Origin of the sequence: Lactobacillus sp. UBA5813 (assembly GCF_002417895.1) — a bacterium.
In the GTDB taxonomy this organism is placed as follows: Bacteria; Bacillota; Bacilli; order Lactobacillales; family Lactobacillaceae; genus Lactobacillus; species Lactobacillus amylolyticus.
In genome coordinates this window covers 1-22250 of record NZ_DICZ01000014.1, presented here as the reverse complement: position 1 = coordinate 22250, position 22250 = coordinate 1, and the positions used below count along the sequence as shown (strand labels likewise).

Here is a 22250-nt window from a genome sequence, read left to right as displayed (position 1 = left end):
TAAAGGGAGATTAGAGATCAAATGAAGCGAAAAATTTTAATGTTGATGGCGACATTATGCAGCTTATTAATTTTTTCGCAGCCTGCCTTAGCAAGCAGTACTAAAAAGACAACGACCACTATTCCTAGTACATGGATTAAGACGGTTTCTAAAAATAGCTACGTTGTTTTAAAGAAAAATACTTACTTTTTAACCAGCAAGAATAAAAAGACGAAAACACTGGCTAAAAAAGGCAAGGGGTATCGTATTTATTATCTGCGCTACGGCAAAAAAAATTACTATGCCACTAAAAATAAGCAATGGCTGCCAATTTCGGCTGTCTATGGCACGGTCTGGTATAAGGCTGCCGGCGGAAGCATGATGGTGCTGACGACAAAAAAAACCAAGAGCACGGTTACATATACAATTTATGATCCTGTAGCGACGACTTCATTAGTGTTGAAACGCAATTCGTATGTTTATAACAGTCGTGGCTATTTAAATAAAGGCACGGTTAAAGTCCTGAAAAAAGGCACGCGTTTGAAAGGCTATTCAATTCAAAAGGTCAATGGCACCAGCTTTTATGTCACTAACAAAGGCTGGATTAAAGCCAAAAACGTTTCAAAAACTAAGAAAGTCTAAATTTCTCTCCTAAAGTTGCGCCATTTTTTATTTTTGGCTTACAATAGTTAGTGAACTGTGAGGTTTAAAACTGTTTATAGTGAGGAAGAGAAATATGAAATTAAGTCACAAATTAGTTATGGTTTCTGTTGCTGCATTAATGGGTGTAAGTCCAGTTTTGGCTGCTGCCCCAAATGCAAACGTTGTTCAAGCTGCTACTAGCTCAACTCACACTGTTTATGGTGATAAAGTTACTGCTACTAAGACAATGTATTTTGTTAACAACAGTGGCAAGAAGACTAGCAAAAAAGCTTACAAGGGTTCAACTTATAAGATTTGGAGAGTCAAGGAAGTAAATGGTGAATACTACTATGCTATCCAAAGCAATTCTGAGTACTGGATCCCAGCTGCTTCAACCAAGGGTACTGTTAGCTACAAAGTAAGCGGCAAGACCATTACCCTTACTACTAATGGTAAAACTGTTACTGTTAAGTCTGCTGCAACTAAGAGCACTTCAACTAAGAAGACTACTAGCAAGACAACAACTACTAAGAAGAGCAGCTCCACTTCTTCTAGTTCAAAGAAGGCCACTACTAAGACTACTGTTACTAAGTTGGTAACTGTTCGCAAGGCTCAAGTTTATACTAACAAGGGCAAAAAGGCTACTACTTACATGGGCAGCAAGAAGTACACTGTTATTGGCAAGGGTGTTAAGATTAACGGCTTAGGCACTAAGACAATCAGCGGCGTTAAGTACTACGCTTTGCAACCAGGCAAGTATTACATTAAGGCCAGCGACGTAAAGACTAGATAAATATTACAAGTCTTTATCAACTAGATTAATTATCTATTATAAAGAGAACTTCTTAATGAAGTTCTCTTTTCTTTTGCGTTATAATACTAACGTATTTACTAGTGTTTATTTATAAGGTAGAGGTATATATGAAATTAAGTCATAAATTAGTTACAGTTTCTGCAGCTGCTTTGATCGGCATCAGTCCAGTTCTTGCTGCTGGCGTGCAAAATACTACAAGTACAACTGTTCAAGCAGCAACCACTAAGGCAGATACAATTGTTTTGTCACATTATTCATACGTTTACTCATCAACTGGCAAACGTATCACCAAGTACAAGTACAACGGCAAGACTTATTCAAAACTTGCTAAAGGTACTTCTCTTAAGGCATACGGAACCAAGAAGATTGATGGCAAAGTTTACTACTTCCTTGGCAACAATAGTTACGTTAAGGCTGTTAATGTTGGTACTGTTAATGGCAAGAAGGTAACTACTGGCAGTGCTAAGGCTTCTGCTGAAGCTTCTACTACTAAGAGAATTAAGTTGACTCACAATGCTTATGTTTATGATAAAAATGGCAAGAGAATCAGGTCAGCAGGTACTTTAAAGAAAAATGCGACTGTGGCTTACGTTGGCACCAAGACAATTGGCGGCAAGTCATACTATAACTTAGGAAAAGGTCAATACATTAAGAAGGCTAATGCTAAGGTAGTTAAAACTTCTACTAATGACATTGATACTGATGATGACGAAACTTACATTACTTTAGTTTCTAACTCTATTGTTTATGATAAAAACGGTAGTTATACTGAACCAGCCCAATACGGAATCAAGGGTTCACAATATGCCGTTCTTGGCGCTAAGAAGATTGGTGGAAAGTGGTACTATCAAATTGGTGAAAACCAATACATCAAGGCTGTTAATGCTTATGTTTCTCAAGGCAAGACCATTATTACAGACCCAACTTACGTTGAACCAACTCCAACTAACACTACAGCTGACACCATTGTTACGATGAAGACTGATGCACCAACTTACAACTCTAAAGGTGAGGCTGTAAGCAGCAATCCATTTAGTGCTGGCCAAAGCTTGCGTGTAAGCAGCATGTTATGGATTTGGGTAAAATCTGAAAACCAAGCAGTCGAATTCTACAAGATTGCTAGTGATTCATCATCATACGTTAAGGTAAGCGATGTTCAATTAGTAAGCGGCAGTCAATTAACACCAACTAACACTATGCAAGATGCTAAGGATGCTGTTACTGTTGCTACTAGCTCAGACAAGAGTCAATTAAACAGCTTGATCAGCAATGCTTCAACTGTAAAGCAAAGCGATGCTTACAAGTTATCGGCTAATACTTTGAGAAGCACTTACGACTCAGCTATAACTGCTGGTGAAAAGGTTAATAATTCAAGCACTGCAACTGTTGCTCAAGTTAAGCAAGCTGTTTCAGCCATCACTTCAGCTCAATCTGCTTTGAATGGTGCTCGCGTAAATGTTACTGACAGAAACGTCCTTACGCAAACTGAAATTGCTGCAATTATCAAGGTTGCAGCTGCAGCTAACGACGTTAACGAAAGCGATATTCAATACACTAATAACCAAACTTTGACAATCAATTCATCTAATGGTCAAAGCCGAACTTTGAATATTTCTGATTACATCAACTAATTTGATTAATCGAGCTTTTAAATAGAATCGATATCCAATTTGGGTGTCGATTCTATTTTTTTGGAGAAAAGTTACAGTTTGAATACAAGTAAAAAGTTTTAAAAAAAGTAGTTTAAAATAATAGCGTAAAAGTAAAGTTAGCAGCTTGGAGAAGTGGGATATTTATGCTAGGATTTTCAATTTATGTTGGCCGGATGCTAACGGCTGATGATTACAATTACTTAATTGAAATGAGAAATGCCGGCTTTGATACGGTATTTACTTCTTTACAGATTAATGAAAATGATCCTGAACAGACTAAGAGTTACCTAAAGGAATTGACCAAGTGGTGCTCAAATCTTGATCTGTCAATTATTGCTGATGTTTCGGCAGTTGGATTAGAAAAAATCGGTATCGATATTCATGATGTCGGACAAGTTCAGGCTCTTGATTTAACTGGCTTGAGAATCGATGCAGGCATCGGCATGGATGTAGTTGCCAAATTATCTAAGTCAATGCCAATTGCCCTAAATGCAAGTACGATTACAGAAAAAGACTTGCTCGATTTAAAGAAGTACAACGCTGCTTTTGATCATTTGGTCGCTTGGCATAATTATTATCCACGTCCTGAGACTGGCTTGGGAGCAGAATGGTTAGATAAAAAGAATAAATGGCTCAAGGAGCATGATTTGCAGACACTGGCCTTTATTCCAGGTGACGGAGAATTACGTAGCCCAATTTTTGCAGGCTTGCCAACGCTTGAATGTCAACGGCATGAGAATCCGTTGGCAGCGATGATTGAATTGAAAAAATTGCATGTAGATCATGTTTTTGTTGGGGATGTTTCCCTTAAGCAAAGTACGATCAACAGTTTTATCAATTATTTAAAGCAGGATGCGATCACACTGCATATTGATCGGGATTTGCCAGAATTAACTGAAAACACATGGCATAACCGGACTGACGTCGCAGAACAGGTTGTTCGACTGCAGGAAGGCAGAGAAAGACAATTGTTTAATACTGGCCTGCAGGAGACTAAACCACGTCCACAGGGCAGTATAACCTGCGATAACGACAAGTATTTGCACTACAAGGGTGAATTGCAGATAACCAAGATCGATTTGCCAGCTGATGAGCGGGTGAATGTTATTGGGCATGTTGTGTCAAACGATCTAGATTTATTGAAAGTTATTGGAGCTGGCACCAAAATTATTTTTAAAAAAAGTGACTTGCAATAAATAACGGCTGTTATATAATAATCTTAGACGCAAGACAGAACAGAGAAAAAACAGTTTAACAGAGAAAAGCAGTCAATCAATTGAATTGGCTGCTTTTTGTTTTTGGCAAAATTAAGCTATATTAGATTTATTTTTATTGAATCTCTGCTAAAATAAAGGTTGTTAGCATATTTTTATGGAGGAAATTATGTCTTATAAAGACGATTTAATGATTTTTGCCCTTAATTCAAATGTACCTTTGGCACAAAAGATCGCTGATCGAGTTGGCGTTCCACTTTCAAAATCAAGTGTTGAACGTTTTAGTGACGGCGAGATTCAAATCAATATTGATGAATCTGTTCGTGGTAAAGATGTATATTTGATTCAATCCACCAGTGATCCAGTTAATGATAACTTGATGGAACTGTTGATCATGATTGATGCCGTTCGTCGTGCAAGTGCACGCAGCATCAACATTGTCATGCCTTACTATGGTTATGCTCGTCAAGACCGTCTGACTCGTGCTCGTGAACCAATCACTGCTAAGCTCGTAGCTGATATGTTGCAAACTGCTGGTGCTGATCGAGTATTGTCACTTGACTTGCACGCTCCTCAAATTCAAGGTTTCTTCGATATTCCTGTTGATAATTTGATGGGTGCTCCACTTTTGGCTGACTACTTCTTACGCAACAAGCTGCAAGAAAATGCCGTTGTTGTTTCTCCAGACCACGGTGGTGTTACTCGTGCAAGAAAGCTTGCTGAATTCTTGGGTACAGGAATCGCAATTGTTGATAAACGTCGCCCAAGAGCCAATGTTGCCGAAATTATGAACATTATCGGTGACGTTAAAGGTAAACGTGCCATCATTATCGATGATATGATCGATACTGCCGGTACCATTACTTTAGCAGCTAAGGCCTTGATGGATGCAGGCGCAACTGAAGTTTATGCTTCAGCTACTCACGCTGTTTTGTCTGGTCCAGCTATCAAGAGATTAAATGACTCACCAATTAAGAATTTAGTCTTAACAGATTCAATTAATCAACCAGCTGAAAAGAAGCTCGACAAGATGCTTTTGGTATCCGTTGGACCATTAATGGGTGATGCAATTAAACTTATTCAAACTCGCCGAGCATTAAGTCCATTGTTCAACCAAAGATACGAAGCCAGTCACGAAGTTGAAGAATAAAATTTAATAGCGATTATCAAAAAGGGATGAATCATTCTAATGTGATTCATCCCTTTTTTGTATAAAATCATTTCTTCTTGTTAGGTCTTCTTAAATATCGTAATTCGCCATTTCTTACGTATTTTTGAAATTCTTGATAAAGAGGATCGAAAATTTGCGGTTCATCATCGTTTGACAGCATTGTTCTGGGGAAGAAGAAGCGTTCATCCCCTTGGAAAGTACCATTCAGCGCGCGAACCAGCGGACTTAATTCTGACAATTCAATCAGACCGCCATCATCCTGCATGATTTCGATTTGGCTGTTGGCGTTTTTACCGGTCGGTTTATACGCATCATATGGTTCATCAAAGGCCGAATTGATATCAGTATAATAGTCAGGATCAAAACCTGCTTGCTTGATTAAATCTTTTAGCTTAGGAAGCAGATTTTTGGTCTCTTCATTGATTTTGACACTGGCCAATGGCTTTCTATACAAGTAGCGTTTGCAAAGATCTGACAAAATTGGATCGTTTGCTTCAGTCCACATTGAAAAGTTGGTTTCCATCACGCCATCATCTAATTTAAGGTAATCTTCCAAAGTCCAATTGCCGTCCAAAAACTTTGCCAAACGGGGCGTTACCGGCAATGTTCCTTGTTCATAAACATCCTTTGCCCGTTGCAATAGATGGTGAAGAATTACTTCCATTGATCGGCCTACTGGGTGGAAGTAGACTTGCTGGTACATTTGATAGCGGGAGACGATATAGTCTTCTACGGCATGCATGCCGTTATTGGTAAAGCAAATGCCATCACTGTAAGGACGAATAACACGCAGGATTCTCGACAAGTCGAATTGACCATAAGTTACGCCAGTGAAGTAGGCATCTCTTTGCAAATAGTCCATCCGATCGGCATCAGCCTGACTGGAGATCATCTTAACAACTTGCGCGTTAGGATAAGTCTTCGCAATTACGCTTGCGACTGCTTCAGGAAAGTTAGGTGCAACTTGTCTTAGGGCCTGGTTGATCTCGGTATGCGGATCAGTAATAATTTTTTGCCCTAATTTTTCATGATTGGTCCCAAATAAATGCTCAAATGTATGCGAATAAGGACCGTGACCGATGTCGTGCAGCAAGCCGGCACATTCTACCAGCAAGCGATTGTCATCATCCCAGAGCCCATCTCCTGGACAAAGGGAGGGATATTTTTTGGCAAAAATGTCACAAATTCTTCGCGTTAACTCATAAACACCCAAATTATGTTCAAAGCGCGTATGAGTAGCTCCATCAAAAACGAAGCTGATAGGTCCTAATTGTTTGATTCTGCGCATGCGTTGAAATTCTTTTGATTGCAGAATATCAAGAACGACTTGGTCTTCAATATGAATATAGCCGTGAACCGGGTCACGCAGAACAACCTCGGTCGGTAATTTTTTACTTTGAAATCTTGGCATAAAAATTCCTCGAGCTGAATCTTTAATTTTTTAGCAAATATAGCTTAAAATATATAATAACTAACTAAATTATAACAAATAGATGAGTGGCACGATGAAGATAAACATTGATTTAACAAGCACAATTACGCAAGAAAAAGACAGTGAGACTTTTCATAAAAACATCGACGGCGAAATCAAAAAAGATGATAAGACAATTCGGGTGTCTTACTTGGAAGATGGAACAATCCCTGTTAAAATGCTGCTGAAGGACAATGAATTGATTTTGCGACGTGGCGTAGATCATCAGAATTATTCGTTGATGCGTTTTGTTCCCGGTGAAAAACAAGCTTGTCGCTATGTGGTGAGTGATCGCCAGATGGATTTGACCAGCGTAACCAATTTACTGGAATATGAACCACAAAATGATGGATCTGAAAAACTTCATATTGAATATGACCTCTTTAGTGGGCTATACTTAATAGGTAACTATACAGTCACGTTGATTTTTACTTAAACGCTTAGTAAAATAGTAAAGATTGTAAAAGAGAGGACGTACAACTGTGGGATTAGACAAGTTTAAAGACAAAAACCGCGATGAATTGTCAATGATCGAAGTTGCTCGCGCAATTTTGGAAGATAATGGCAAGAGAATGGCATTTGCTGATATCGTTAACGCTGTTCAAAAATACTTAAACAAGAGCGATGAAGAAATTCGTGAACGTTTGCCACAATTTTATACAGATATGAACACTGATGGTGAATTTATCTCCATGGGTGAAAATGTATGGGCACTTCGTTCATGGTTCCCATACGAATCAGTTGACGAAGAAGTTAACCACCCAGAAGATGAAGACGAAGAATCAACTAGAAAGCACCACAAGAAGGTTAATGCTTTCTTGGCTTCAGCTACTGGCAGCGACGATATCATCGACTATGACAATGATGATCCAGAAGATGATGATTTGGATGCAACTGACGATGACGAAAATGACGACGACTACGATGACACCGATTCAGATTATGATGAAGACAAAGATGACACCGATGATAGCTTGCCAGACGGCATCGAAGGTCAATTGTCACAATTAAATGATGATGATGACGAAGATGATGATTAATTTGCTTGACTTACAGTCAAAAAGCAGATAATATTTTTCTTGGGCACCATATGTGCGTTTAGCTCCCTCTAGTTAGGGAGCTTTTTTTGTTTATTAATTCAGTTAAAAAGAAGGAGAAGCAGGTAAATGACTAAATACATCTTCGTTACTGGCGGTGTCGTATCTTCATTGGGTAAGGGAATCACTGCATCCAGCTTAGGTCGTCTTCTTAAGAACCGCGGTCTTAAAGTAACTATGCAAAAATTTGACCCATATATCAACATCGACCCGGGCACAATGAACCCATACCAACACGGCGAAGTTTATGTTACTGATGATGGTACTGAAGCTGACCTTGACTTAGGCCACTATGAAAGAATCGTTGATGTAAGAACCAGTAAGTACTCTAACGTAACCACTGGTAAGATCTATCAAGAAGTTTTGGAAAAAGAACGTCGTGGTGACTACCATGGTGCTACTGTTCAAGTAATTCCACACATCACTGATATGATCAAAAAGAAGATCATGCGTGCTGCTCTTACAACTGATTCAGACGTAATTATTTCTGAAATCGGCGGAACAGTTGGTGATATTGAATCAACTCCATTCATGGAAGCAATTCGTCAAATGCGTCGTGAAGTTGGTGCTGAAAACGTAATGTACATTCACTGTACTTTGGTTCCATATCTTCACGCAGCAAAGGAAATGAAGACTAAGCCAACGCAGCATTCAGTTGCTGAACTTCGCAGCATCGGTATCCAACCAAACATGTTGGTTTTGCGTGCTGAAAAGCCAGTCGATCAAGAACACAAAGATAAGATTTCTACTTTCACTGATGTTCCAGTTGAAAGAATCATTGAATCAATTGACGCACCATCATTGTTCGATGTGCCTTTAGCATTCCAAAAACAAGGCATGGATCAAAAAGTTTGCGACTTCTTAGGAATTAAGAGTCCACTTCCAAAGGCTGATATGACAGCTTGGACTAGGCTTGATGAACGTGCTAAGAACTTGAAGCACCACACTAAAATTACTTTGGTTGGTAAGTACGTTGACCTTGAAGATGCATATATTTCAGTTACTGACGCTTTGCAACACGCAGGTTATCTTTACAATACCAAGATTGATATTGACAAGGTTCAAGCTGAGAATATTACCGAAGACAACATTGCTGACATTATGAAGGGCTCAGATGGTTTAATCGTTCCTGGTGGTTTTGGTACTCGTGGTCTTGAAGGCATGATTACTGCAATTAAGTATGCTCGTGAAAATGACATTCCATTCTTGGGCATCTGCTTGGGGATGCAAATGGCTAGTGTTGAATTTGCTCGTGACGTGCTTAATCTTGAAGATGCAAACAGTACTGAAGCAGAACCAAACTGCAAGAACAATATTATCGACATCATGGCCGATAAGCGTGATGAAGAAAACATTGGTGGTACTTTGCGTTTAGGTCTTTACCCAGCAACTTTGAAGAAGGGTACTAAGACTAGAGCTGCTTACGATGATCAAGATGTCATTCAAGAACGTCACCGTCACCGTTTCGAATTCAACAACAAGTATCGTGAAGCCTTTGAAAATGCAGGAATGGTCTTCAGTGGCGTTTCACCAGATAACCGTTTGGTAGAAATTATTGAATTGCCAAAGAAGAAATTCTTCATTGCTGCTCAATACCACCCAGAATTTTTGAGCCGTCCACAACGTCCAGAAGGCTTGTTTAAGTCATTTATCGGCGCAGCTAGTGGTTTGCCTGCAGAAGAATTCTAATAACTTGAATAATACAAAAGCTTAAAAAACAAGAGATGAGCAAGCCTCATCTCTTGTTTTTTTGCTTAATATCCTTTAACATTATTATGATTATTGAAAGTAGAAAAGGATTTGTTTTCGCCAATGAAGCAGATGATAATTCATGGTGGGAAACCCCTGCAAGGCGATGTTTGGATCGGTGGCGCAAAGAATTCCACAGTTGCGCTAATTCCAGCTTCAATTTTATCAAGAACGCCAGTAACGCTTGAGGGTGTGCCTCGGATTGCTGATGTAGATAATTTGATGGATTTGTTAGCAGAAATGGATGTACGGTGTGATTTTCGTGAGACGACTTTGCGCATTGATCCAGAAAATATCAAAATGAGCCCATTGCCAGCCGGTAAGATCAAAAGCTTACGTGCATCTTATTACTTTATGGGTGCACTTCTCGGCCGTTTTGGCAAAGCAATTGTAGGTTTTCCAGGTGGTGACGATATTGGCCCACGTCCCATTGACCAGCATATTAAGGGCTTTGAAGCATTAGGCGCATCAGTAAAGAATGAAAATGATCAAATAATAATTACGGCTCCAGGTGAGGGACTTAAGGGTGCGAAGATTCATTTGAAGATGCCATCCGTTGGAGCAACAATGAATATTATTATGGCTAGCGTAACTGCCCAAGGCCAAACAATCATTGAAAATGCTGCTAAGGAACCGGAAATTATTGATTTAGCTACCTTTTTAAACAATATGGGCGCAACTATTCGTGGTGCTGGAACAGATTCAATCAGAATTGAAGGGGTAGATCAGTTAAAGGCACAAATACCGCATACAATTATTCCAGATCGAATTGAGGCAGGCACCTATGTTTCACTCGCTGCCTGCATTGGGAATGGAATTCGCATTCACAACATTATTGAAGAGCACCTTGACTCATATTTGGCTAAGGTTGAAGAAATGGGCGTCGTCATTGATGCTGATGAAGACTCTTTATATGTTTACCCTGCCGGTGATTTGAAGATGGTACAAATTAAGACAGACGTTTATCCAGGCTTTGCAACAGATCTGCAGCAGCCAATTACGCCGCTTCTTCTGACAGCCAAAACAGGCGAAGGTGTTGTCATCGATAATATTTATCCAAAACGAATTGGTCACATTGCTCAGTTGCAAAAGATGGGTGCTGATATTAAGGCCGAAGATAATATTATTCTGGTTCATCCAACAGCTCAGCTTCATGGAGCTGAGGTTACTGCTGGCGAAATTAGAGCTGGCGCTTGTTTAATGATTGCGGGCCTTATGGCTGATGGTACGACGACGATTGATAAGGCTGGCAATATTTTGCGGGGCTATGATCGCGTACAAGAAAAGTTAGAACAATTAGGTGCTGACGCTAAGATTGTGGATGATCCGGATGTGCCTGGTGTGATGGATCCTGTGGAAAATTAATAAATAAGCATAAGAAAAAGATGCCTTAAATAAGGCATCTTTTTTTAGTATCTAAAAATATATTTGATTGTTTAATCTAACAAATCGTATTTCAAAGTCATCAAGCCGTGGCCTTCATCGACCATTTGTCCAAGAAGCTCAACTGTATTGTTGTAAACAGTGTTTGCCATCTTCTTGTTAGCTTCTTCAAGCTTGTCTTGTAATTCCTTGCCCGAGAGGCCCTTTACGGCTTTGTCTGTGTCGTGTTGAATCTTATGACATTCAGACAGACTCTTTTGTTCAAAAACATCCTCAAGCTCGCCATATACCCGATAATTGGTATCACCTAATTGGGCGGTTAACTTGTTAAGCCAGAAAATCTTGTTCAAGTTGAACTTAGGGGTTGTTTGGAAGCATTCAGGCGTATCAGTAACGTTAGTGTAGAATGGGACGAAACTGTTGAACGTATTTGGACCAAATGCTAACCATTGAACACCGGCGATTTCTGCAGGAACATCATTTCTGATTTGCAAAACGTGAGTTTCAAAGTTTCTGTTAATACCGATTGGACGGAAAGTCTTCTTTTGCTCAGGAGTACCTTCATCGCCGTAAGCATCATATGGTGTGTCTTGGTAGTGAGAGCTTTCGGCCCATTTAATGTCTTCGATACTGATCTTGCGGTTAGCGCGGCAAATGAATGGTTGGTCTTGATCGCTTGGTTGACCACCAAAATCAGGATTGAAGAAGTTGTGAATATACCAAGCACGTGGATTGTTGTAGTGAGCATCCTTGATAGTAGAAGAACCAAAGATGTGACGCAAATTGTATCCTTCACGATCTGGGTTTAAATGATATTCCTCAATCAAATCCTTCAGATCAGCTGAGCAGGCAAAGTCAGGATCATCAAATTTGAATTCATCGATATTTAGACGGTTAGGAGCAATTACATATGCATCATCAGGGATGCGACGAGCTGCCCAGTGGTGACCGCCGATTGTTTCAAGGTACCAGATTTCATCTTTATCGGAAAAGGCCATTCCGTTCATTTCATAAGTACCGTATTTTTCAAGCAAATGACCAATTCTCTTCAAACCATCTTTTGCTGAATGAAGGTATGGCAAAGTCAAAGTAATGAAATCTTCTTCACCAAGACCACCATCTTCTGGGTCAAGTAAGGGGTCAACGCCTTGAATACGTGAATTAGTAGTAATTGTTTCAGTAGCAGTCATTGCAACATTTGCTGCATTGATGCCGGCAGCACCCCAAATTCCGTTTTTGCCGGAAACATCAGGAACACTAGTATAACGAAGCGGGGTTTGAGCTAAATCTTCGTCATCGATCTTTTGGTGGCTAATAACGCTTTCGTAGTGCTTAGGTTGATCTTCAGGATTAACTGCTTTAAAACCTTCAGGAATAATAGTTCGACCACCATCTTCACTTCTGGCAATCATAGTGGAACCGTTGATGGTTGCGTCTTTACCGACAAGAATAGTTGTACATTCAGTTTGTTTTCTCATAGGGTAAATTTTCCTTTCTGTGTCTTTATATATTTATATTGTAAGGAAAATAAAAGAAATATGAAAGAAAAAGCTTGAGCAAATGTTCAAGCTTCGTATGGGGTTAAATTGTGTATTGATAGAGATAGTGTAACAACGAATATTTTAAGAGAAAAAGTGGTTACTTTAAACCACCTCTTCCCTTGAGAATTAAGTTAAGAAGCGTAGCACTGACACTGGCGATTACAATGCCGTTGGCTAAGAATAATTGGACGGTTTGTGGCATAGATTGGAAAATTTGTGGGTAACAAGTAACGCCCAAACCTAAACCAATTGAAAGAGCCACGATTAAGATGTTGCGGTTATCGCTCAAATCTACTTTCAGCAGCATCTTGATCCCTTGAACAGCAATCATGGTAAACATTATCAGCATGGCTCCGCCTAAAACTGGTGTTGGAATAATTGTAACAACTGCACCAATTTTTGGCAAAAGTCCCATTGCCATTAAGAGACCAGCGGCCCAGTAGATTGGACGCTTGGTTTTAATTCCTGAAAGTTGCAATAAGCCAACGTTTTGTGAGAAGGTAGTGTAAGGAAAAGTATTGAACAGACCGCCGAAAATTTGAGCTAAGCCTTCAGCACGGTAACCCCGCTTTAAGTCGTCAGCTTTAATATCTTTATGAAGTAAATCGCCCGTGGCAAAGAAGACACCAGTTGATTCGACCATTGACACCAAGGCGATGATAATCATTGTTAAACAAGATGACCATTCGAATTCAGGTTTGCCGAAGTAGAAGAATTGTGGCAAGTGGAACCAGGATGCTTCTAGTACGGGTTTAATTGAAACCATGCCCATCAAGCCGGCAAGAACTGAACCACCAATCAGACCGATCAAAACTGAAATGGATTTAACAAAACCTTTTGCCAAAACTTCAACTAAGACGATGATCAGGATAGTAGCAAAGGCAATAATCAAGTTTTTGCTATCGCCAAAATCCTTTGCTGTTGAAGTTCCGCCACCCATATTTTGAAAGGCAACTGGAATCAAAGTTAAACCGATGACTGTAATCAATGTTCCGGTTACGACAGGTGGGAAGAGCTTTTTAACTTTTGAAAACCAATTTGAAATGAGAATAACGAAAATCCCGGCAACGATGATGGCACCATACATGGTATTAATTGAAAACTTTTGTCCAATCAACTCCAAAGGTGCAACGGCCTGGATGGCACAACCCAAGACAACTGGAAGTCCGATTCCGAAATAGCGATTGCGGAGTAATTGTAAAAGGGTAGCTAGCCCACACATGAAAATATCGATTGAAACCAAGTAGGTCATTTGAACGGCATTGAATTTAAGCGCTGTTCCAATTAACAGTGGAACGGCAACCGCTCCGGAATACATTGCAAGCAAGTGCTGCAGACCTAAGACAGCGGCTTTTTTGTGGCTAACTTCGTGCATTTTATTCTTCTCCTAAAAAGTGAACTTGACCGTCTTTGAAACTGTCAATATTAGCTAAAGCTTCAAAGCGGTAGCCGTGTTCCTTGATCCAGTCACTGCCGCCTTGGAAAGTTTTTGCAACTACTGCACCGATGCCGGCAATCTTGCAGCCCGCTTGATTTGCAATATTGACCATTCCTTTAACGGCTTCACCATGAGCGATAAAGTCATCCAAGATTAAAAGAGTGTCATCTTTAGATAAGAATTTTTCTTCAACACAAATTTTGTTGGTAACTTTCTTAGTGTAAGAGAAGACGTCAGCCCAATAGACTGCATCATTAAGAGTTGATGGCTTTTTCTTTCTGGCAAAAACCATTGGCACTTTCAATTCATAAGCAGCCATGATGCTAGGTGCAATTCCTGAAGCCTCACAGGTTAAAATCTTGGTGATGCCTGCATCTTTAAAGAGACGAGCGAATTCTTTGCCCACAGCCATCATTAATTCTGGATCAACTTGGTGATTCAAAAATGAATTGATTTTAAGTACATCACTTGGCAATACTTGGCCATCTTGTTTAATTCTGTCTTCTAATAACTTCACGTTTTCCTCCCAAAGCACGCAAAAAGGACCTCTTCATACCGCAACTACGGTAAAAGAGATCCTTTGTTTTCTTTTTAATGACTCGATTACCTATAGTCCAGAATTTACGGTTCCGGGTAGAAACTGTTGCCCTTATTGCAACGATATATAGATATTATTATTTTGTTGTTTGTATTTTAACAAAGAAGGATACCGAACGCAAGATCTAATTTTACAAAAATTGTTCGATTTTAATTCAGCGGCTGCTTTTTAATTTTTATGATTGACCTTTTCAATTTTTCCTAGTAGAGTTAGAGAAAAAGTGTCCGAAAAGAGGGAGCAAAGAACAGTGTCAAAAAAGAATCTTAACGGCTTTGACAAAATCATCGTGCTTGACTTTGGTAGTCAATACAACCAATTGATTACTCGTCGTATTCGTGATTTTGGTATTTATTCCGAACTTTTAGCCCATGATATCAGCATTGATAAAATTAAAGAGTTGGCACCAAAGGGAATTATCTTCTCTGGTGGTCCGAACAGTGTTTATGATGATGGCGCTCTTAAGGTTAATCCAGAAATCTTCAAGTTGGGGATTCCAATTTTAGGGATTTGCTACGGGATGCAATTAATGTCATATGATCTGGGCGGCAAGGTTGAAAAGGCTGATAATTCTGAATATGGTCGTGCAGATATTGAAGTTACTGATCCAAATGCAGTTTTATTTAGTGACTTGCCAGAAAAACAATATGTTTGGATGAGTCATGGCGACTTGGTAACTAAGGCTCCAGAAGGCTTCAAAGTTACTGCCAAGAGCAAGAACTGCCCAATTTCTGCCATTGCTAATGATGAAAAGAAGTTTTATGGTATTCAGTTCCACGCTGAAGTTAGAAACTCTGAATATGGCTTGGATATTTTGAAGAACTTTGCCTTTAAAGTTTGTGGTGCTAAAGCAAACTGGACGATGGATGATTTCATTGAAATGAAAATTGATGACATCCGTAAAGAGGTCGGTGACAAGAAGGTTATTTTAGGTCTTTCCGGCGGAGTTGACTCAAGCGTAACTGCTACTCTTTTGCATAAGGCAATTGGCCAGCAATTAACTTGTATTTTTGTTGACCACGGAATGCTTCGTAAAGACGAAGGCGACCAAGTTATGAAGGCCTTAAATAAGGACTTGGGCGTTAACATTATCCGTGTGAATGCGGCAGATCGCTTTTTGGGTAAGTTAAAGGGCGTTACTGATCCTGAAAAGAAGCGGAAGATTATTGGTAAGGAATTTATCGAAGTCTTCAATGAAGAAGCTAAGAAGCTAAATGATGTTGATTTTTTAGCTCAAGGTACTTTGTACACTGATGTAATTGAATCAGGTACTAATACGGCGCAAACAATTAAATCGCACCACAATGTTGGTGGACTTCCTAAGGACATGCACTTCAAGCTGATTGAACCTTTGCGTAAATTGTTCAAGGATGAAGTTCGTGAATTAGGTGAAAAATTGGGCATCCCACATGATCTTGTATGGCGTCAACCATTCCCAGGCCCAGGTTTGGGTATTCGTGTATTAGGTGAAGTTACGCCTGATAAGTTGAAGATCGTGCGTGAATCTGATGCGATTTTGCGTGAAGAAATTAAGAAGGCAGGATTGCAAGAAAAGATTTGGCAATACTTCACGGTTTTGCCAGGCATTCGCTCAGTTGGCGTGATGGGCGATGGCCGGACATACGATTACACGATTGGTATTCGTGCCGTAACTTCAATTGATGGGATGACTGCTGATTTTGCACAGATTCCATGGGATGTGTTAGGTCACATTTCTGATCGAATCGTAAACGAAGTAGATAACGTTAATCGCGTAGTTTACGATGTCACGAGTAAGCCGCCTTCCACGATTGAATGGGAATAAGATACTTATATTACTTAAAGTTGGAAGGGCTATATTAAAGCATTTGTAGGAACTGAAATAAATAAAAAACTACGTTTAACAATATGGTTGTTTGCCAATTGTTTGCCAGAGACTCTTAGTTATTGCTAGGAGTCTTTTTTTGGTAAGTAGGTATGGAGTAAAATTAATAATAAAGATTTAGTGTGATGGATAGAGAAGGATTTGTATTATATGGATGGTAACGAAGAAAATAAAAATCAAAGCTTTATAGATAAATTACATAAAGAGTATTTAAAAAGAGTAGATTATTTTAATGTCCCTGAAGATGAATTAACTAGGTATTCATGGGTAGGAAATAAGAAAATCAAAATTTATGCTATAAAGGTATTTTATGATGAACCTGGATATGATTGTTACACGTTGTTTTTTGCAACTAAGAATAATAAAAATAATAGCGATGAGTTTATTAAATTTGACTTTTCAAAGGAAACAGAAAATCCAGAGTTTAGCCATAAAATTAGAGGTGGAACAAAATATAAATTATCGTGGTTAAAAAACAAAGGCTTATTGGATGAAGAAATTGAAAATGATGTTATTCCTGGATCTATAATTTTCTGGCCTGATGAAAATTGGGATGTTGATATATTTCGTGAGCGTTGGAGTAAAGATTGGGTAGATTATGAATATGACATTACACAAAAAGCAGAAGAAATTCCTACACCTATTCAACCTTTTCCGCAGACACGTCAAAGGTTTTTTGTAGATAGATATCATTTTAATGATATGTTAGAAGATATAGATGATAGTCAATTTACCGATGAGTTTAATCAATGTCTTTTTGCATATGAAAATGAAAAGTGGTTTTTGTGTGCGGTTGGATTAGGAAGCTGTCTAGAGCATCTGATGTATATTATTCTAAAAAATTATGATGAGAAGGGTTATAGAGATAAACAAAATAATGGAATTTTTAAAGGATTTCCCAAAGCACCAACTAGTAGAGATTACGTTCTTGCATTTAGGAAGAATCCTATAAATATTTCTATGAGACAAGAAAGTTTCATAAATTCATTGTTTATGATACGAAACTCTGTAGATCATCATAATACAGGTAAAACACAAAAAAATGCTTGTGATTTACTATTAGATGGTATTTCTGACTTTTATAATGACTATTATGAAAAAAGTGTTCTGTATAAACCTGACAAGTAATAGCAAAGCTGTTGGTAAAATTATTACTGATAGCTTTTTTTGTTTTGCTTTGATAGGTAAAATAATATAAGAATTAAAAGAATAATGGAGACACTATGGCAATTATACAGAATCTAAAACAAAGCATTAATCGTAATGTTGAAGCGATTATGCCTCAAGATGACCAAAAAGAAGAATTTACAAAGGCGCTTGAAGAATATTATAAAAAAATAGCAGAAAACCAAAAACAAACAGAAGAATTTCAAAAAGGAATATTCCGTGATTTTTTAGAAAAGGTTATTCCTAACAAATTTATTAATACTAGTGAAAGAATTGATTTAGCTATTTATAATGGTGAAACCAGCAAAAGTAAGGTTGGCGTCATCGTTGAATATAAAAGACTTTTAGGTAATGAGTCTGAAATGATGAGCAAAGATCATCTAAATGTTAAAGCTTTTAGAGAACTAGTTGCTTATTATCTAAGAGAAAGAATTGTTAATGGAAATTTAGAAGTTAAGAAAGGAATTGTAACTAATGGTTATGATTTCTTTGTTATTGATTCTAATGAGCTTGAAAAGTATTTTTATAAAAATAAAAAGTTAGTTGATCTGTTTAATAAGTTTGAAGCAAGACAACTATCTAGTACCAAAACTGACTTCTTATTTGATGAAGTTATTGCTCCAGCAATTGATAAGGCTTTAACTAAGCCAATTAAAATTGGTTATTTTGATTTAAGAGACTCTCTGAAAGCTAATTCTAATGAGTTTAAAAAGCAAGACATAACCCGTCTTTATAGATTTTTTAGTACTGAAAACCTTTTAAATGAAATGGTTTTTGCAGACTCAAATAGCTTGAATAAGAATTTTTACAATGAGCTTTTATACATTATGGGGCTTCACGAAGAGAAGAAGAGCGGAAATAAGGTTATTAGTAGGTTTAAAGAGGGTAAAAGACAAGATGCTTCTTTAATTGAAAATACTATTGAGCAATTAGATATAAATGATGTTCCAGAAAGAAAACAATTTGATATTGCTATGCAATTGAATGTTGTGTGGATCAATAGAATTTTATTCTTGAAACTCTTGGAATCTTCTTTAGTTAGTTTCAATCATAGTGATGAGTATAAATTCTTGAACTCTAAAAAAATTACTTCTTTTGATGACCTTAATGAGCTTTTCTTCTTGGTAATGGCTAAGAAAGTCGAAGAAAGAAGAGACAGAATAAAAGAAAAGTTCCCATATGTTCCGTATATGAATAGCTCTCTATTTGAAAGAACAGAACTTGAATCTTCAAAAGAAGGTATAAATATTAATGGATTACGTGAAGGTGAAATAGAGGTCTATTCTAAAACAAAATTAAGGGATGCTAATGGTAAGAAGTTAACAGGTAAGGTTCAAATTTTAGATTATCTTTTCAAATTTTTAAATTCATATGATTTTACATCTGCAGTAGATGCTAAGAACAAGAAGAGTCAAGACCAATTAATTAATGCGTCTGTATTGGGGTTAATCTTTGAAAAGATTAATGGTTATAAAGATGGTTCGTTCTTTACGCCAGGGAAAATAACCATGTATATGGCTAAAAGAGCAGTTAGACAAGCTGTTCTCACTAAGGTTAATGAAACTTTAAAAACTGATGCTAAGAGTATAACTGAACTAGGATACATTACCAGAGACTATCATTTCTCTGTTGAAAATCGTAAGAAGATCAGTGATGCAATTGATGAATTAAAAGTCTTGGATCCTGCAGTTGGTTCAGGGCATTTTCTTGTTTCTGTGCTTAATGAATTAATTGCTATTAAAGCATCCCTTAGGGTGTTATTTGATGCTGACGGTAATTTATTAAATGATATTAGTTGTACTGTAGCCAATGATGAATTAATTATTCAAGATGAGTATGGTAATAACTATTCTTATGATGCTAATAAGCCTAATTCATTAAGAGTGCAAAAAGCACTGTTCCAACAAAAAAAGACAATTATTGAAAACTGTCTCTATGGTGTGGATTTAAATCCAAACTCTGTAAATATTTGTCGTTTAAGATTATGGATTGAACTTTTAAAGAACGCATATTATTCAGAAGATGATAATGGGCATAGATATTTAACAACTCTTCCTAATATTGATATTAATATCAAAGTTGGGGATAGTTTGATTCATCGTTATGATCTTACTGATAAATTTGATCTTCGTAAAAAAGACTTTAAGCAATATGTTGAGTTAGTCAAACAATATAAAGATACTAGTGATAAAGGTATTAAATCTGAAATTAATGGCCAGATTAATAGTATTAAAAGTACTTTTGTGAACAGCTGGAGATCTCCTGAAGCTGAAACATATGATAAAGCACTTGCAGAATTAGCAGGAACTACTAACCTTTTTGATCAAAAAGTTGATAATAAAAAAATTGCTGAATTGAGACAAAAAGTTAAAGAAGCAAAAGAAAGCTTTGAAAATAGAAAGGGAGATCCACTTTATAACGCTGCTCTTGAATGGCGTTTAGAATTTCCAGAAGTGTTAGATCAAGATGGTAACTTTGTCGGCTTTGATATTGTTATTGCAAATCCACCATATATTTTTGCTAGAAATCAGTCATTTGATGATAAAACGAAGCAATATTATCTTTCACATTATGAAGTGGATGAATACCAAGCTAATACTTATACGCTGTTTATGGAATTGGGTTATAACTTATTAAAGAAAAATGGTACTTTTGCTTATATCGTGCCTAATAATATGCTGACTATCAATACAGATTCTAAAATGCGAAAGTTTTTGATTAATAAGATGGGTGGATTAATTATTATTAATTCTTTAGATAAAATTTTTGCTGATGCTAGTGTTGATAATTGCTTAATATTTGGTACTAAGACAAAACCATCTCAAATAACAGTAGGTGAATTAATACAAGATGATTACCAAACTTTAGGTACAGTTAATTACAAATTTTTTAAGGATGAGTCTGTAATTAGTATTTCAAAAGTAAAGTATAGGAAATACACTGATGCTTTTAATAAAATAAACTCTTTTAATTCTATATCTAAAGAAAATTTGGCAGTAGTTAAAGCAGGTGTAAACGTCTATGAAGTTGGTAAAGGCATCCCAGCGATGACCAAGAATGATATTAAAGAACATATCTATGAGGCCGATTTTCAAAAAGATGAAACGTATAAACCGTATTTCATGGGACGAACAATTGATAGGTATCAACTTAATTGGGATCATAAATATTTGAAATATGGACCAAATTTAGCAGCAATGAGAGATCCAAAGATTTTTCAAGGAGAAAGAATCTTAATCAGGCAAATACCTACAATGAGTGAGCAGGCAATACTTGCTACTTTTACTGATAAGAATTTTATTAGTGATAGAACATCGATTATACTCACAGATATTAATAAAATTAACATATATTACTTGCTAGGTGTGATTAATTCAAAATGCTTAACGTTATGGTTAATAATGAAGTTTGATAAATTTCAACGGAAAACATTTCCAAGACTAGTAAACACAGATGTTAAACAATTCCCTATACCAATAGCACCACAAGTTCTACAAAAGCAAATTGCAGATGTAGTCTCAGTGATTATGAGTAAAGCAGAATCTAAGCAAGATTACTCTAAAGAAAATGATGAAATTGATGAATTGGTAATGGATGCATATGGATTAACTGACGAAGAGAAGCAAGAAGTTCGAGATTTTACTTTTTAATAATGCTGTTAAATCAGAGTGAGATAACTTTGATTTAACAGTATTTTTTTATTGAATTATAAAACGATCATAGTATTTAGGCTTGAACTGAAATAAGTAATTATCAATCATTTTATTTAATATAGTAATAGTATTTGTAAAGATAAATTCACTCTCATTAAATTGTGGAAATTCATTTTCTTTGTCTAGGCGTGTCATATATTCTGAATAATATGAAGCATTTAAACTGGAAGAAAATTCTTCTATTGTTTTATTTGATCTTTCTAAATAACCAATGAAGTGATCAATTTCGTGATAATTTTCTTTCCATTCATTATTGATTTTAAAATTAGGAAAAGTTGTAGCCTCAAGAAGTTTTATATCATTTATACCAATAGCATTAAGCATTTGGATCTTATTGTTCGTAATGGGATTAAGGTCAAAATCTAATCCATTGATTTGAAAAGGGATTCCATTAATTTTTGAATGATTATCAAATAGTTTGTAATTGTTAATTTGAGTTTCCATTTGTAATAAGTGCTTAACTAACTGTATTTTCTGATTTGCAACTGATTTAATTTTAGAATCTGCTGTAATCCATTTTTCTAAATTAATCCATGAGTTAATTTGTGTATCACTTCGAGTTATAATTTGTAAATTTTTGAGTAATTAAGGAGATGCTAGTAAATGAATTATTAATAATATCATTTAAATAATTGAAAGCTTCTTTTTTATTTAAAAAGAGTGTGTCGAAATATTTAACTTCCTTATCTAGTGGATTGTTAGGGTCATCATTTGAAACTGTCAAATCTTTTGTGTAAATAGATCTTTCTCATAGATTGAT

The 22250-nt window shown here is 36.9% G+C and carries 17 protein-coding genes and 1 riboswitch; of the genes, 12 read left to right on the top strand and 5 right to left on the bottom strand.

All coding sequences use genetic code 11. The annotated features are described in order from the left end of the window. Positions 1-21: 21 nt before the first annotated feature. The 5 genes from B2008_RS02480 (at position 22) to B2008_RS02460 (ending at position 5451) form a co-directional block, all read left to right on the top strand. Complete coding sequence (locus tag B2008_RS02480; RefSeq protein WP_281828966.1) at positions 22-621, top strand: SLAP domain-containing protein; 600 nt, start codon at positions 22-24, stop codon at positions 619-621. A 94-nt stretch (positions 622-715) separates the two neighbouring features. Beyond that, positions 716-1414, top strand: coding sequence for an SLAP domain-containing protein (locus B2008_RS02475; RefSeq protein ID WP_281828968.1), 699 nt, complete (start codon positions 716-718; stop codon positions 1412-1414). A gap of 128 nt (positions 1415-1542) precedes the next feature. Next, entirely contained in the window at positions 1543-3066 is a 1524-nt protein-coding gene (locus tag B2008_RS02470) for an SLAP domain-containing protein (protein ID WP_281828970.1), read from the top strand. Between the two features lie 164 nt (positions 3067-3230). Continuing rightward, positions 3231-4283, top strand: a complete 1053-nt coding sequence (locus B2008_RS02465) for a MupG family TIM beta-alpha barrel fold protein (protein ID WP_281828972.1) — start codon at positions 3231-3233, stop codon at positions 4281-4283. Positions 4284-4470: 187 nt separating this feature from the next. After that, on the top strand, positions 4471-5451 hold the full coding sequence (locus tag B2008_RS02460) for a ribose-phosphate diphosphokinase (RefSeq protein ID WP_281828973.1): 981 nt from the start codon (positions 4471-4473) through the stop codon (positions 5449-5451). 67 nt (positions 5452-5518) lie between these two features. On the opposite strand, the gene B2008_RS02455 is transcribed toward B2008_RS02460, so the two are convergent. Then, the gene (locus B2008_RS02455) at positions 5519-6883 is read right to left on the bottom strand and encodes an HD domain-containing protein (RefSeq protein WP_281828975.1); all 1365 of its coding nucleotides are present in this window, start codon (positions 6881-6883) and stop codon (positions 5519-5521) included. Between the two features lie 94 nt (positions 6884-6977). On the opposite strand from B2008_RS02455, the gene B2008_RS02450 reads away from it, so the two are divergent. The 4 genes from B2008_RS02450 to B2008_RS02435 all read left to right on the top strand — a co-directional run bounded on the left by B2008_RS02450 (position 6978) and on the right by B2008_RS02435 (position 11154). After that, on the top strand, positions 6978-7379 hold the full coding sequence (locus tag B2008_RS02450) for a DUF1934 domain-containing protein (RefSeq protein WP_281828977.1): 402 nt from the start codon (positions 6978-6980) through the stop codon (positions 7377-7379). A gap of 46 nt (positions 7380-7425) precedes the next feature. Then, a complete protein-coding gene (rpoE, locus tag B2008_RS02445; RefSeq protein ID WP_281828979.1) occupies positions 7426-7983 on the top strand; it encodes a DNA-directed RNA polymerase subunit delta in 558 nt (185 codons plus the stop codon). A 126-nt stretch (positions 7984-8109) separates the two neighbouring features. Continuing rightward, positions 8110-9729, top strand: coding sequence for a CTP synthase (locus tag B2008_RS02440; protein WP_281828980.1), 1620 nt, complete (start codon positions 8110-8112; stop codon positions 9727-9729). A 123-nt stretch (positions 9730-9852) separates the two neighbouring features. Beyond that, a complete protein-coding gene (locus tag B2008_RS02435) occupies positions 9853-11154 on the top strand; it encodes a UDP-N-acetylglucosamine 1-carboxyvinyltransferase (RefSeq protein ID WP_281828982.1) in 1302 nt (433 codons plus the stop codon). Between the two features lie 71 nt (positions 11155-11225). Here B2008_RS02435 and B2008_RS02430 read toward each other — a convergent pair whose 3' ends face one another. The 3 genes from B2008_RS02430 to B2008_RS02420 form a co-directional block, all read right to left on the bottom strand. Continuing rightward, a complete protein-coding gene (locus tag B2008_RS02430) occupies positions 11226-12650 on the bottom strand; it encodes a C69 family dipeptidase (RefSeq protein ID WP_281828984.1) in 1425 nt (474 codons plus the stop codon). Positions 12651-12810: 160 nt separating this feature from the next. Then, entirely contained in the window at positions 12811-14088 is a 1278-nt protein-coding gene (locus tag B2008_RS02425; protein WP_281828986.1) for a nucleobase:cation symporter-2 family protein, read from the bottom strand. 1 nt (position 14089) lies between these two features. Next, the gene (locus B2008_RS02420) at positions 14090-14668 is read right to left on the bottom strand and encodes a xanthine phosphoribosyltransferase (protein WP_281828988.1); all 579 of its coding nucleotides are present in this window, start codon (positions 14666-14668) and stop codon (positions 14090-14092) included. A gap of 73 nt (positions 14669-14741) precedes the next feature. Beyond that, a riboswitch (purine riboswitch) is annotated at positions 14742-14839 on the bottom strand. Between the two features lie 157 nt (positions 14840-14996). On the opposite strand from B2008_RS02420, the gene guaA reads away from it, so the two are divergent. The 3 genes from guaA (at position 14997) to B2008_RS02405 (ending at position 21427) form a co-directional block, all read left to right on the top strand. Further along, positions 14997-16550, top strand: coding sequence for a glutamine-hydrolyzing GMP synthase (gene guaA, locus B2008_RS02415; protein ID WP_281828990.1), 1554 nt, complete (start codon positions 14997-14999; stop codon positions 16548-16550). Between the two features lie 210 nt (positions 16551-16760). Next, positions 16761-17738, top strand: coding sequence for a hypothetical protein (locus tag B2008_RS02410; RefSeq protein ID WP_281828992.1), 978 nt, complete (start codon positions 16761-16763; stop codon positions 17736-17738). A 95-nt stretch (positions 17739-17833) separates the two neighbouring features. Continuing rightward, positions 17834-21427: a DUF7149 domain-containing protein gene (locus B2008_RS02405; protein WP_281828994.1), complete on the top strand. Its 3594-nt coding sequence runs from the start codon at positions 17834-17836 to the stop codon at positions 21425-21427. A gap of 48 nt (positions 21428-21475) precedes the next feature. Here B2008_RS02405 and B2008_RS02400 read toward each other — a convergent pair whose 3' ends face one another. Next, complete coding sequence (locus B2008_RS02400) at positions 21476-21934, bottom strand: hypothetical protein (protein WP_281828995.1); 459 nt, start codon at positions 21932-21934, stop codon at positions 21476-21478. Positions 21935-22250 lie beyond the last annotated feature (316 nt).

Bases quoted from the DNA above. Each gene is read 5' to 3' on its own strand.
- B2008_RS02480 (WP_281828966.1), top strand. From the start codon at position 22: ATGAAGCGAAAAATTTTAATGTTGATGGCGACATTATGCAGCTTATTA.
- B2008_RS02475 (WP_281828968.1), top strand. From the start codon at position 716: ATGAAATTAAGTCACAAATTAGTTATGGTTTCTGTTGCTGCATTAATG.
- B2008_RS02470 (WP_281828970.1), top strand. From the start codon at position 1,543: ATGAAATTAAGTCATAAATTAGTTACAGTTTCTGCAGCTGCTTTGATC.
- B2008_RS02465 (WP_281828972.1), top strand. From the start codon at position 3,231: ATGCTAGGATTTTCAATTTATGTTGGCCGGATGCTAACGGCTGATGAT.
- B2008_RS02460 (WP_281828973.1), top strand. From the start codon at position 4,471: ATGTCTTATAAAGACGATTTAATGATTTTTGCCCTTAATTCAAATGTA.
- B2008_RS02455 (WP_281828975.1), bottom strand. From the start codon at position 6,883: ATGCCAAGATTTCAAAGTAAAAAATTACCGACCGAGGTTGTTCTGCGT.
- B2008_RS02450 (WP_281828977.1), top strand. From the start codon at position 6,978: ATGAAGATAAACATTGATTTAACAAGCACAATTACGCAAGAAAAAGAC.
- B2008_RS02440 (WP_281828980.1), top strand. From the start codon at position 8,110: ATGACTAAATACATCTTCGTTACTGGCGGTGTCGTATCTTCATTGGGT.
- B2008_RS02435 (WP_281828982.1), top strand. From the start codon at position 9,853: ATGAAGCAGATGATAATTCATGGTGGGAAACCCCTGCAAGGCGATGTT.
- B2008_RS02430 (WP_281828984.1), bottom strand. From the start codon at position 12,650: ATGAGAAAACAAACTGAATGTACAACTATTCTTGTCGGTAAAGACGCA.
- B2008_RS02425 (WP_281828986.1), bottom strand. From the start codon at position 14,088: ATGCACGAAGTTAGCCACAAAAAAGCCGCTGTCTTAGGTCTGCAGCAC.
- B2008_RS02410 (WP_281828992.1), top strand. From the start codon at position 16,761: ATGGATGGTAACGAAGAAAATAAAAATCAAAGCTTTATAGATAAATTA.
- B2008_RS02405 (WP_281828994.1), top strand. From the start codon at position 17,834: ATGGCAATTATACAGAATCTAAAACAAAGCATTAATCGTAATGTTGAA.
- B2008_RS02400 (WP_281828995.1), bottom strand. From the start codon at position 21,934: ATGGAAACTCAAATTAACAATTACAAACTATTTGATAATCATTCAAAA.